The organism is Candidatus Arsenophonus nilaparvatae, from assembly GCF_045346035.1.
GTDB lineage: Bacteria > Pseudomonadota > Gammaproteobacteria > Enterobacterales > Enterobacteriaceae > Arsenophonus > Arsenophonus nilaparvatae.
This window is the reverse complement of record NZ_CP158507.1, coordinates 1,389,993-1,402,683: the sequence shown is the minus strand read 5'-3', so window position 1 is coordinate 1,402,683 and position 12,691 is coordinate 1,389,993. Positions and strand designations below refer to the sequence as shown.

General features: G+C 37.0%; 12 protein-coding genes. 3 read left to right on the top strand and 9 right to left on the bottom strand.

Going from position 1 to position 12,691, the window contains the following annotated elements; all coding sequences use genetic code 11:
* The first annotated feature begins 43 nt into the window (after positions 1-43).
* Positions 44-907, top strand: coding sequence for a pyridoxal kinase PdxY (gene pdxY, locus WH390_RS06770; RefSeq protein WP_032114940.1), 864 nt, complete (start codon positions 44-46; stop codon positions 905-907).
* Between the two features lie 67 nt (positions 908-974).
* On the opposite strand, the gene gstA is transcribed toward pdxY, so the two are convergent.
* Both gstA and WH390_RS06760 read right to left on the bottom strand, forming a co-directional pair.
* On the bottom strand, positions 975-1,589 hold the full coding sequence (gene gstA, locus WH390_RS06765; RefSeq protein ID WP_032114941.1) for a glutathione transferase GstA: 615 nt from the start codon (positions 1,587-1,589) through the stop codon (positions 975-977).
* 167 nt (positions 1,590-1,756) lie between these two features.
* Positions 1,757-1,951 (bottom strand): YegP family protein, encoded by a 195-nt coding sequence (locus WH390_RS06760; RefSeq protein WP_032114942.1) that lies wholly within the window; start codon positions 1,949-1,951, stop codon positions 1,757-1,759.
* Between the two features lie 359 nt (positions 1,952-2,310).
* Here WH390_RS06760 and WH390_RS06755 point away from each other — a divergent pair, with 359 nt between their 5' ends.
* Both WH390_RS06755 and WH390_RS06750 read left to right on the top strand, forming a co-directional pair.
* Entirely contained in the window at positions 2,311-3,681 is a 1,371-nt protein-coding gene (locus WH390_RS06755; RefSeq protein ID WP_032114943.1) for a hypothetical protein, read from the top strand.
* 444 nt (positions 3,682-4,125) lie between these two features.
* Entirely contained in the window at positions 4,126-4,953 is an 828-nt protein-coding gene (locus tag WH390_RS06750) for a hypothetical protein (RefSeq protein WP_032114944.1), read from the top strand.
* A 210-nt stretch (positions 4,954-5,163) separates the two neighbouring features.
* Here WH390_RS06750 and fabI read toward each other — a convergent pair whose 3' ends face one another.
* From fabI to pspF, 7 genes are all read right to left on the bottom strand, one after another.
* Positions 5,164-5,955 (bottom strand): enoyl-ACP reductase FabI, encoded by a 792-nt coding sequence (fabI, locus tag WH390_RS06745; protein WP_032114945.1) that lies wholly within the window; start codon positions 5,953-5,955, stop codon positions 5,164-5,166.
* A gap of 173 nt (positions 5,956-6,128) precedes the next feature.
* Positions 6,129-6,938, bottom strand: coding sequence for a putrescine export ABC transporter ATP-binding protein SapF (sapF, locus tag WH390_RS06740; RefSeq protein WP_032114946.1), 810 nt, complete (start codon positions 6,936-6,938; stop codon positions 6,129-6,131).
* Positions 6,935-7,930: a putrescine export ABC transporter ATP-binding protein SapD gene (gene sapD / locus WH390_RS06735; RefSeq protein WP_032114947.1), complete on the bottom strand. Its 996-nt coding sequence runs from the start codon at positions 7,928-7,930 to the stop codon at positions 6,935-6,937. Before sapD ends, sapF begins: the two co-directional genes overlap by 4 nt.
* Positions 7,930-8,820 (bottom strand): putrescine export ABC transporter permease SapC, encoded by an 891-nt coding sequence (gene sapC, locus WH390_RS06730; protein ID WP_032114948.1) that lies wholly within the window; start codon positions 8,818-8,820, stop codon positions 7,930-7,932. The genes sapD and sapC overlap by 1 nt, the downstream gene beginning before the upstream one ends.
* Complete coding sequence (gene sapB, locus WH390_RS06725; RefSeq protein WP_032114949.1) at positions 8,807-9,772, bottom strand: putrescine export ABC transporter permease SapB; 966 nt, start codon at positions 9,770-9,772, stop codon at positions 8,807-8,809. Before sapB ends, sapC begins: the two co-directional genes overlap by 14 nt.
* Positions 9,769-11,439: an ABC transporter substrate-binding protein SapA gene (gene sapA / locus WH390_RS06720; protein ID WP_052044832.1), complete on the bottom strand. Its 1,671-nt coding sequence runs from the start codon at positions 11,437-11,439 to the stop codon at positions 9,769-9,771. The genes sapB and sapA overlap by 4 nt, the downstream gene beginning before the upstream one ends.
* A gap of 238 nt (positions 11,440-11,677) precedes the next feature.
* Positions 11,678-12,673 (bottom strand): phage shock protein operon transcriptional activator, encoded by a 996-nt coding sequence (gene pspF, locus WH390_RS06715; RefSeq protein WP_032114950.1) that lies wholly within the window; start codon positions 12,671-12,673, stop codon positions 11,678-11,680.
* Between the last annotated feature and the right edge of the window lie 18 nt (positions 12,674-12,691).

Sequence of the window (12,691 nt, the reverse complement as noted above, 5' to 3'; positions counted from 1 at the left end):
GTTTTGTAACAGCGAGTATTATCAAAAATAAAATGAGTGATATATGAAAAGTGTTCTATCAATTCAGTCGCATGTTGTTTTTGGCCATGCGGGTAATAGTGCCGCGGTTTTTCCCATGCAACGGATGGGAATTGATGTCTGGCCCCTGAATACGGTGCAATTTTCTAATCATACACAATATCCACAATGGACAGGTAGTGTTATGCCCCCTGAACATTTAACAGATATTGTTAACGGAATTGCTAAGATCCACCAATTAAAACATTGTGATGCGGCTCTGACGGGTTATATTGGTTCTGCCGAACAAGGTAAAGCGATTGTTGATATTGTTAAACAGATAAAAATAAGTAACCCTGCTGCTTGCTATTTCTGTGATCCGGTAATGGGACATGCTGAAAAAGGCTGTATTGTTGCCCCGGGTGTGGCTGAGTTTTTATGTCATGAAGCTTTACCTATCTGCGACATAGTAGCGCCTAACCTATTAGAGCTGGAAACATTAGTTGGAAAATCAATTACTAATGTTGAACAAGCGCTATTAGCAGCGAGAGAATTGTGTCAACAAGGCCCGCAAACGGTTTTAGTAAAACATCTCAGTCGTGCCGGTTATCATGCCGACTGTTTTGAAATGCTATTAGTGACCAAAGCGCATTGCTGGCATATCAGTCGGCCACTTATTGATTTTGGTAAACAGCAGCCGGTTGGGGTTGGCGATCTCACCAGCGGCTTAATGTTGGTCAATTTATTAAACGGCAAATCGTTATCTAGTGCATTAGAGCATGTAGCGGCAGCAGTTTATGAAGTGGTGTTAAAGACGAAAGCAATGCATAAATATGAATTACAACTGGTTGCTGCGCAAGATAAAATGGTAAATCCAGCTTATCACTTTAAAGCGGTACAGCTTGATTAACCATTTTATCGTAGGACATTGCTCTTCAAGCTAAATCAAAGCTGAAGAGCAACAAACAAAGCTAAAATCAGATTAAACCTTCAGTAGTTAATGCTTCTTGTACACTTTTACGTTGGCTAATTTTTTCTTCAACATACTGTGTTAGATGTTGATATTGGCTGAGGTCAATATTAACTACCGCAGCCCAACGATAAATAGTAAATAAATAAGCATCAGCAATAGTAAAATGTTCACCGCTGATAAATTTACGCTTAACCAACAAATTTTCCATATAGCTAAATTTAGTGATCAAGGATTTTATCACAATCTCACGGTAATTATCCGGTGTTAAAGGTGAAAATATCGGACTAAAACCTTTATGTAATTCTGTTGCAATGTAATTAACCAATTCGAGCTGATGATAACGTTGCAAGCTGCCCATTGGCGCGATTAATTTATCATTTGAGTCAGCGGCTTGATCGGCAATATATTGCAAAATAACTGCATTTTCAGTCAAAATATCATGGTTATCTAACTGTAATACCGGTACCTGGCCTTTAGGGTTAATTGTATAGAAATCAATGCCTTTTTCGGTACATTTTTTCTTTAGATCAACCCGTTCAATACTAAAATCTAAGCCGGTTTCTCTTAATACAATATGTGGGGCAAGTGAACAAGCGCCGGCAGAATAGTAGAGTTTCATGGTGACCTTCCTTTGGATTTGATCGGGTTTATTGCGGTTAAAGTAACAGCATAGCAGTTGCCAAAGATTTTATGGATTTATTTTTAGTCAGGCTAAAGATAGCAAGAGAGAGCAGGTAAAAGAAAAAGCTGCCAATAGCTGCAGCTTTTAGAAGAATAATGAATAGCTTAGCTTTCGCTGGTAAGATCCTTCACTTGTTTGGTTGGACCATTTTTTTGCACTGAGGCAATCCCTTTTTGTACTGCGGCTTTGGTTTTATACATCTCACTAGTGGCAATAACTTCATGATTAGCGGCTTTTAACACAAAGTAGTATGGTTGCTCAGTACTTTTACTACTTTTTTTGATTTCATAGTAACCCATGCGTGCTCCTATTGAAAAGAATGCTAATAACTTATTGAATATGGATGACATTTTAATAACCTTAACACCCTAGAGTATATTAATTTAACCATCTATAAATATGGAAGTAATTTGAAAATTTGTCAAATTTATAGGCAGTTAGATTAAATTAATGTCATATATTATTTAAATAAAACTATATTTATTTTTTTATATAACATAGAAGTATTTATTATGTTATTTAATAGTTAATCAAATATAACTGGTTCTTATATAAACATGGTTTGGATTATTAGTATTTGAACGTAATATGATATTTATTTTTACTGGTTAATTTTATAATGGTTATTGGGAATTGTCTAAAATAATAGGGAAATAAAATGACTTTTTATAAAAATAATATTGCACAAGTTCAGTTAATTAAATTTGCAGCGCTAAATTCCGATGTAGATGTGATGGCGATTAAGCCATATGATGTTTTCAAAAGTATTTTGGGTATTAAAAACAGCCATCAAAATATTGCAAATAATGTAAAATCTGATAATTGTAAATTAACTAGCGAAAAAGATGCAGCTTTAACTAAGCCTGAATTTTCTGCCTTTATAACAGAGCATTTACAGAATGTGTTTATTGCTGCAAAAAATGCAAACAATCCATTAGAGAAAAATAATTTAGCTAATTTAACAGCTGCTAATAACCAACTTCATTATGCTGGTAATGACATAGTAAAGTTTACCAATCAAAATGATGGTGTAAAAGTGGAGCCTACTTATGCAGCTCCTTATGATAGTGTTGAAAAACAACAATATGCTAGTAATGACGTTTACTATGATGCAGAAGGATATTCTATTGTAGGACAAGAGAAACATATCTATGAACAAATCTCCGATTATGCTTTAGAAGAAGGAGAACAAATGGAGAACGAAATTTATTATAATCCGTTTGGAGAAAATGAAGAGCATATTTATGAAACAATTTCTGATAATACTAGTGATAAAATAACGAGCTATTTAAATAGCAACAAAGAAACAAATTTAACAAATAATCTGACTTCCTTGGAAAAATCTGTTGCGACTACCGTGGCACGAAATGAAATAACACGATTGGCAGAACAAACTTTTGCGCCGCCAAAATCTTTTATTTCGCGCCTGGCTAGCTCTATATGGAATGCTATTTCTGGTTCAAAAAATCAATCAAAGATAGTACCACCAGCTGAGTTAGTCGCTTGTGCTATGCGGGTTAATATAGATGGAATTTGTGATAGATTAAATGAATGTCTAGCAAAGAAAACAATCTCAGGTGCATTCAGGCAACAACCAGGCTCAGAGTATAGCCTGACTGATAATGAAAAATTAGTACATACATTTAATAAAGATAGCCGTCAGCACGATCACATTGAATCATCATTTTTGATAAAGGCCTATATTGGGAGTAATTTTCCTAAAATTGGATTAGAAGAATTAAATAATACAGGCTTTTCAACTAATAAATTTAATCAGTTGTTAGATAAAAAATTGACAGACTGCATGTTGAAAGATCCTGCAAAACAACATTTGCCAACTGTCTTGACGACAATAGCAAACACATTGCGTTTAGCTACTGGTGAAAATAAGATTGATGGATTAACAAAAGAAAGTATTGTTACTTCAATGCTACCCTCGTTTGTTGATATTATGTATATCGCAACACATAAAGAGGAAGCTAATCAGATCAAGGATTTAATTGCAAATTATCTTATTGAAAATTATTAATAAGTAAATTAAAAAATCCCGTTTTATAAATAATGTTTTAATAACAGAGCAATTAGTTTTAAAAAGTTTATTTATTGACGGGTTTATAATATTTAGCCAGTAATAATTTCGATATTTTTAATATTAATAATGAAATTTTATTAAAATACAATATTCCATATTTAATTTAACTTAATGTTAACAATGATATATATTTTGCCTTTATTATATAACATACAATATCATTATAATTATTAATGTTATTTATTGTCGTATTGGTTATTGGTATAATTAAATAAATTATATTTTATAAATAGCTATTTATCTACAGATAATATATTTACTGTTTATAAAAAGTTAGATATTTATTTTGTAAATAATAGAAAAGCTAAATTTGGTATTGGTGTTATTTAATTATATTTACACTTGTTGGGGCAAATATATAAAATAAATAATGGAGTTAACATGCGTTTAGATAGTTTTTCCAACACCAATAATACTGAAGCATCGACCACTTCGCTGTTATCAAGCATTCAAAACAGCTTTAATAATTTTAAAGATTTAACAATTAGTTTGGTGAATAGTTTGATTGGCGTAAAAAATAGTTCCAGCGAATTTGACTGGAAATCAAATGATTCATTCAGTTATACATCTCAACCGCAAAAATTTCCCGTTGAATTGCGTAGAGTGAGTTCAATATCATCAGAAGGAATGACGTTAACTGGCAAAAAATCGCCTGAGTCAGCGCAATCAACTACAGTAAAATCAGAAAGTGCTATTTTAAATGAAAAACCGCAGAAAACTGGCTTTAATATGTTGTACGATGGTTTACTCAAATTGAGTAATCCCAGTTTTTGGCAGAGAAAAATGTCCTCAGCTAGCGATAATGTCGAGCAGAACAAAATAGAAGCAGGTCAAGTTGCTAAAGAGCGTATAGCAGTAGAACAAGCAATGCATGCTAATATCGCAGGAATTTGTGACAAGTTAAATCAATTTATAGCGGACAAAAATGTTGAGGGTATTTTTAGAGGAGAGCCGAATAAAGCAATATACAATAAAGATGATAACAGCAAATTGATTAAGGCATTTAGCAACGAAGCACTTCAATCTGAACCCATTTCTTTATCATGGATGGTAAAAACCTTTTTAGGTGAATTTTTCCCCAACGTCGATATGCATGAATTAAAAAATATTTTGTTAATCGATAACAGTAATCCAGAAGCATTGCAACAATTAGTTCAATGGCAGAAGCGTTGCGTTTGGTTGACAGTAATCAGGGTATTCAAGGCTTAACAAAATCGAGTATTGTGACATCAATGTTACCTAGGATCATCGATATAACGCCTGAAAATTTTATTAGTTATAACGATCAAAGAGGGATAATAACCGATTTGATGGCAAATTATCTTATTCAGTATCATTAATTTGTCTTGCTTATAACAGTAAGCCCGCCGTTAAATTGTATCATTATCAATCAATAGATTTGGCGGGCTGCTTATTGTACTAGGCTTTTAACTCTAGTTCGTTCATAGCAGCAATACTGAAACCACCGTCAACGTGTAAAATTTCACCTGTCACACCCGCTGATAAATTAGAACAAAGGAAAGCAGCACAATTGCCAACATCTTCCGTTGTTACCGTACGGCGAATGGGGGTTACTGATTCACAATGTGATAGCATTTTACGAAAATCTTTTATGCCCGATGCTGCTAATGTGCGGATTGGACCGGCTGAAATGCCATTAACGCGAATAGCTTCAGGCCCCATTGCGTTAGCCATATAACGAACATTTGCTTCAAGGGAAGCTTTTGCTAATCCCATAATATTATAGTTAGGGATCGCACGCTCAGCGCCCAAATAACTTAGGGTAACCAGGGCAGAATGAGGATTTAACATACTTCGACAAGCTTTTGCTAACGCAACAAAGCTATAGGAACTAATATCGTGGGCAATCCGGAAGCCCTCGCGTGTCACTGCATCGACATAATCACCATCAAGTTGATCGGCTGGTGCATAGGCAATTGAATGGACAAAACCATCAAATTTGGGCCATACTTTCGCCAGCTCGGCAAATAAGGTAGTGATACTTTCATCCGAAGCAACATCACATGGCAAAACAATACTAGAGCCAAAGCTGTTTGCCATCTCTTCTACGCGAGATTTCAGTTTATCACCTTGATAACTGAAGGCCAGTTCAGCCCCTTGTTGGTGCATTGCTTGTGCAATACCGTGAGCAATAGATAGTTTACTAGCTAAACCAGTGATTAGAATGCGCTTGCCGCTCATAAAGCCCATAAGCCGTATCCTTGTAAATTTTTAAATAATAACAATAACATACACAGCATAAATTATCTATTGTAGATGGTATTTATGCATTATTTTTTTGATAAACGGCAGAGAGTTTATCATGACAGAAGAAAATATGTTGTATTACCTCGCTGATCCGAGCAGTTTTTGCTGCCTTTATATTAGCTAACATCTTGCCGCCAGGCATCGGCAGATAAAAGTTCACCAAAATGGCTGGCAATTAAGCGTCGGGTCACTTCATGTAAAGGTGAAGCAAGTACTTCGGCGGTATTACCTCTTTCGACGACAACACCATTATCCATTACCAACACTTTATCGCTGATATGTTTCATCATACCTAGATGCTGAGTAACATAAATATAGGAAATACCTTGTTTTTCTTGTAATTCAAGCATTAAATTGATGATTTGAGAACGCATAGTCATATCTAATGACGCCAGTGCTTCATCGGCAATAATAATCTCTGGTTGCAGGATCAACGCTCTTGCCAGCGCTACTCGCTGTTTTTGACCCGCTGCTAACATATGCGGATAATAGCCTGCGTGATCCGGTAATAGCCCAACTTGGCGAAGAGTCTGTTCTATACGTTCTTCCCGTTCATGAACGGAAAGTGAAGTATTTAGAATTAAAGGGATCTCAAGAATTTGCCCAATACGCTGCCTGGGGGTTAACGAAGTACTTGGATCCTGAAATATCATGCGGATGCGTTGACTGCGATAACTATAATCGCCAAAGTTAAGTTGATGACCATTAATAAAGATTTCACCACCACTAGGTTCAATAACACCCGATAACATGCGGGCCAGGGTTGATTTACCTGAACCGTTAGCACCAATAATAGCCAAGGTTTCACCAGCTCTTAAGGTAAAACTTAACGGTTTTACTGCTTCTAATAATTGAGTTTGAAATAACCCGGTGCGATAACGAAAGGTTTTAGTCAGATTTTTGATTGCCAGTAACGGTGTTGTCATGATGTTTCCTCCATATTAAGAGGAAAATGACAGGCAAAAGCCCGATTTTTTATGCTGCGTAGCGGCGGCGTGATAATGCACGTTTTTTGTGCATAGGGACAACGAGGGCCAAGACGGCAACCGATTGGCAGGTGCTCTAAAGAAGGGATCGCCCCAGGTAGGGTATTTAGTCGACTTTTATGCGGAAGTGGGCTGCCAAAATCCGGTACAGCACGGATTAATGCTTGTGTATAAGGATGATGGGGACGGATCAATAACTCTTCAGGGGTTGCACTTTCAACGGTTTGGCCACAATAGAGTACGCTAATCCGATCAACGAGTTTGCTCATCATTTGCATATCATGACTAATTAGTAAAATTGTCATGTTATTGTTTTGGTTTAATCTATCAAGCAGGCGAAATATTTGTGCTTGAGTTGTCGATTCCATTGCATTGGTGGGTTCATCGGCAATCAGTAATCGTGGTTGATTTGCTAGCGCAATGGCTATCATCACTTTCTGACATTCACCTTCAGTAAGTTCATAAGGATAGCTGTACATAATATCATCGTGATCTTTAATTCCTACTCGATGGAGTAATTCAATTGCGCGTCGCCTACGCCAACTAAATCGATGCCACCAACGACCTTTAAAAGTCCATTGTGGTATTGATTGGATAAGTTGTTTACCAATATTTTCAGCTGGATCTAAGCAAGACTGGGGTTCTTGAAAAATCATCGAAATATTATGCCCTATCACTCTACGTCGTTGGCGTGCGGTGAGCTTTAACAGATCAATATCAAGAAAATAAAAACGATCGGCAGTCACTTTTAAGTTATCTTTAGTAACGCCACAAATAGCCTTAGCAATCAAACTTTTACCTGAGCCGGACTCGCCAGCTAAGCCACGAATTTCGCCTTCATTTAGCTGTAAAGAAACATTATCGACGGCTTTCACTGGCCCTTTGGCGGTCATAAATTCAATAGTGAGGTTACGGATATCTAATAATGGCATTATTCCACCCCAGCATTAATGGCGCGATGTAAGCCATCACCAAGTAAGTTAACAAATAAAACGCTGCTCATAATGACTGCACCAGGAAGAAAAACTGTCCATGGTGCTACATAAATCAACTCTAAACTATCACCGAGCATAGTGCCCCATTCAGCAGTCGGTAATCTGGCGCCTAAGTCAAGAAAGCCTAACGCAGCCATATCCAGAATGGCCATAGAGAGGGTGCGAGTAATTTCTGTTACCAAGATAGGTGTGATATTGGGTAATACGGTATACCAAAGGATATAAAAGTTTGAAGCACCGTCAAGTCGAGCGGCAAGAACATATTCGGTATCTAATTCATCGCGAACAGCGCTGTAAATTGTTCTAACAATTCTTGGTAATAAGGCTAACCAAATTGCTATCATTGCATTTTCAAGGCTTGAGCCGGCAAAAGCGACAATAATAATCGCCAGGAGTAGCGAGGGAATTGATAACAGCGTATCTAACACATGATTTAAAATAGCTGATTTTAACCCATGGGTAATGCCGGCTAAACAACCTAATATTAATCCGACCAACGTTGTGCTAATGGTAATCACAAGTGCAGAGCCAAAGGTAGATGCTGTACCGATAAGTAATCGACTTAAAATATCACGCCCAAGATCATCAGTACCCAAAAAAAATGCCACATTACCATAATGCGACCAGGATGGAGGTAGTAGCTGGTAGCCCAAAAATTGTTGGTTAATGGTATAGGGGGCTAAGTAGCTGCCAAATAAAGTCAAAACCAGGAGAAAAGCAATACCATAACATCCAGTCATTGCTAGAATATCATTAGAGAAAAATCGCCAGACAACCCGGATAGGGGATGGCATCTTTTGTTCACGATAAAAATTATCTGAAGACATACCCATCCTTATATTTAGAAGGGTTCATCATAGCGCCTAAAATATCCGATATGACATTAACGAAAATAACTAAAGTACCAATAATCATTACGCCGGCAGAAATTGCTGAGTAATCATTTTGTCGAATGGCTGTGACTAACCAACGCCCTAAGCCTGGCCAATTAAATACAAGTTCAGTGATCATCGCTAGTGTTATCATAGTAGAAAACTGCAGACCAAGTTTTGGAATAATAGGAGGCAGCGCATTGTGTAAGACATGACGTTTGATAATGGTAATGCGAGAGAGTCCTCTGGTTGCTGCTGCTTTAATATAATTTTCACCCATAACAGCTTCAGTACTATTTTTCATTAACCGTATCATTTCAGAAATTGGCGCAATAGCTAATGTAATAACGGGTAAAATCAAATGCTCTAATAGATTAATAAACATTTGGCTACGATAGATTGAATCCGATAACCACACATCGATCAGGGCAAATCCGGTCACAGGTTCAAGATCATACAGTAAATTAATTCGGCCAGAGACCGGTAACCAGCCTAATTTCAATGAAAAAAGCAGGATAAATAATAAAGCCAACACAAAAATTGGCATAGAAAAACCGATTAGGGTAAAAATTTTAATAATGTAATCAATTGGTTTATTGCGCCAGACACCCGCAATAATGCCGGTAGGGATGCCGATTATTAAAGCTAAAATAAACGCTAAAAAGCACAACTCCATAGTGGCAGGAAAAGTGGCATTCAGCTGACTGCTAATCGGTTGACCATTAATACTAGAAAAACCAAAATTCCAATGTAATAAGCCGGTTAAATAAAAAATATAGGCATCCCATAATGATAGTCCACTTAATGGAGCATCAGCAGTGAAATAGTTCAAACTAAAACTAACCAGTGTTAGTAAAAATAAAGTAATAATTAAAAGTAATAACCGCCTTAATACGTAAATAATCACCACGCTGCTCCTTCTTCGTCATTAAAATAGGAGTCAGCCGGTAGTGGGGTTTTAATCGACCCATCACGATAAACCCCGGCAAAAGAGGAGTTACCAAAGGCGCTAATAACTAGCCCTTTGATATCATAGCGATAAGCCTGTAAATGTAATGAATAAGCTAGCGGTAATACAGGTAATTCTTTTGCTAGTAATGATTGCGCTTGGTGGTAATAATTAATGCGAGATGAAATACTTTGGCTTACTAGCGCCTCACGTAAAAGTTCATCAAAGTAAGGATTACACCATTTACTCAAATTAGTATGTGATTCCTTAGCAGCGCAACTAAGTAGAGGGCGGAAAAAACTATCAGGATCATTACTATCCGTCGACCAACCGTCAAGGATCATGTCATAGTTACGATCACTCAGCTTATTTTCTAATAAATTGCCTTCTACCGGATGAATATTCATCTTAATGCCTACTTTTGCTAAGTCTGCCTGGATAAGTTCGGCAGTTTTTAACGGGCTCGGATTATAGGATTGAGAAATAACGGGAACCCAAATATCTAATTTCATACCGGACAAACCGAGCTCTTCTAGCATTTCTTTGGCTTTTTCAGGATTATAATCTGTCACTTTAATTTGATTATCATAAGCCCATGAAGCTCTAGGTAGAACAGAAGTTGCTGTTTCAGCGGTGCCATAATAGATAGATTGCATTAATCTTTCATTATTAATTGAATACGCTATGGCTTGTCTAACCTTTAATTGATCAAGCGGTGGTTTGCTAGTGTTAAAAATCAGATAGGCGATATTCATGCCGGCTCGCATCGATAGCCGCAAACGGGCATCTTCACGTAGCACCTTTAATTGACTAGCAGCTGGATAGGCTAAGACATCGCATTCACCGGTTAATAATTTAGATATGCGTCCTGTGCCGCCGGCACCCAGATCAATCACCACTTGCTGCATTAAAGGTTTGCCTTTCCAGTAGTTATTATGCCGATTTAGCTTGATAAATTGACCGGTTTGATAGCCGACCAACATGAAAGGACCAGTGCCAACAGGTTGCCAATCAATAAATTCTTTATGATTAATTTTGTTGAGATATTGTGCATATTCTTGTGAGAGTATTGGTGCATAGCGAGTTGCAAGATGCCAGAGAAATGATGCATCGGGGGTATATAATTTAAATTCAACAGTATAATTATCAATTTTACGAATACTACGGATATTGTTAGCTAATTGCAGGCTATCGAAATAAGGATAATTGCCTCCCCCAACATAGTGATAAGGATGATTTTTATCAAACATACGGGAAAAACTAAACACAACGTCATCGGCATTGAGCGTTCGTGTCGGTGTGAACCAATCTGTTGTTTGAAATGGAATATTACGTTTTAAATAAAATCGATAAGTTGCTCCTTTATCAAATGATTTCCAGTGCGAGGCAAGTTCGGAATTTAATTTGTAAGTAAATGGATTAACTTCTAATAATCGATCATAAAGTTGAGCGGCTAGTGGATCAATAATTAACCCGGTGCTGGCAATTTGCGGATTAAATGTAGTGACAATGCCATTAACACAATAGATAAAGCTGTTTTGACGAATTTGTGGTGGAAGGGTATCTGCTAATGCATTTATTGTCCCTACATTTATTAAAATAATCCATAAAATTAGGTAACGCATATAAAAACCTATTATAAGTGCGAATGGCTTTATTGTAGCTTAACTCCTGTTATGCAACAAAATAGAGTTGATAAAATTATCAGTAATTTGTTGATAAAAATTGTCAACCACTGCTTTGCTAACGTTATTGATAATTATAGTAACTTTAATTTATTGCTGACACGATATTGCTTAGATTGTTGCCAGTGGTTTAATTTTCTTGCCAGCATCGGATGGCCACTTTCTCGACTACTAATTCTTATTTGTTATTTTGATTCTCTGGCAAATTATGTTTTTTCAGTAGTCCCCTTAATTGGTGATAAGTTAATTTTAATTGTGAAGCGGCCAAGCGCTGATTAAACTGGCTTATTTGTAATGCCTGTTCGAGCAAATTTTTTTCTGCCACCTGCTGCCATTGTTTCAAATCGATGGGAAGTTGAGGTAGCTCATCATTTTCTTTTGTTACCACCGACATCATTGACTCATTAGCAAAGGGATTGAAGACAATCAAATCTAATGGTTCAGCTCTATCGCCATGACGATAGACGGAACGCTCAATAACATTCTTTAATTCACGTACATTACCCGGCCAGGGATAAGCTGACAGGTTTTTTTGTGCTTTAACAGTAAATCCAGGGAAAAAAGAGAGATTGAGCTCGCGGCACATATTAATTGCGAAATGTTCAGCCAGTAACATAATATCGGCTAATCGCTCACGTAAGGGCGGAATGTGGATGACATCAAAGGCTAGACGATCAAGTAGATCGGCATGAAACAAGCCTTTGTTAGCTAATTGGGGTAGATTAGCGTTGGTTGCGCAAATAAGCCTAACATCGACTTTAAGGCTTTGACTACCACCAACACGCTCTAGTTGGCCATATTCGATCACCCGTAATAATTTTTCTTGTACAATCATGGGGGCGGTTGCCAACTCGTCAAGGAAAAGTGTGCCTCGATCTGCCCGTTCAAATCGGCCTAAATGTCTTTTTTGTGCTCCAGTAAATGCGCCTGCTTCATGACCAAATAATTCGGAATCTAATAAATTTTCATTCAGTGCACTGCAATTAAGGGAAACAAATGGTTCTTGCCAACGTGGTGAAAGGTAATGAAGACGGCTAGCAATCAGCTCCTTGCCTGTTCCTCGCTCACCTGTAACTAAAACCGGTTTACTGAGTTTGGCAAGTGCAGAAGTTTGCTCCAGTATTTCTAAGAAATTATCTGCAGTACCAAGAATATTATCTGTAGAGAGTTGCATGGTCATTTTAGCCATTTA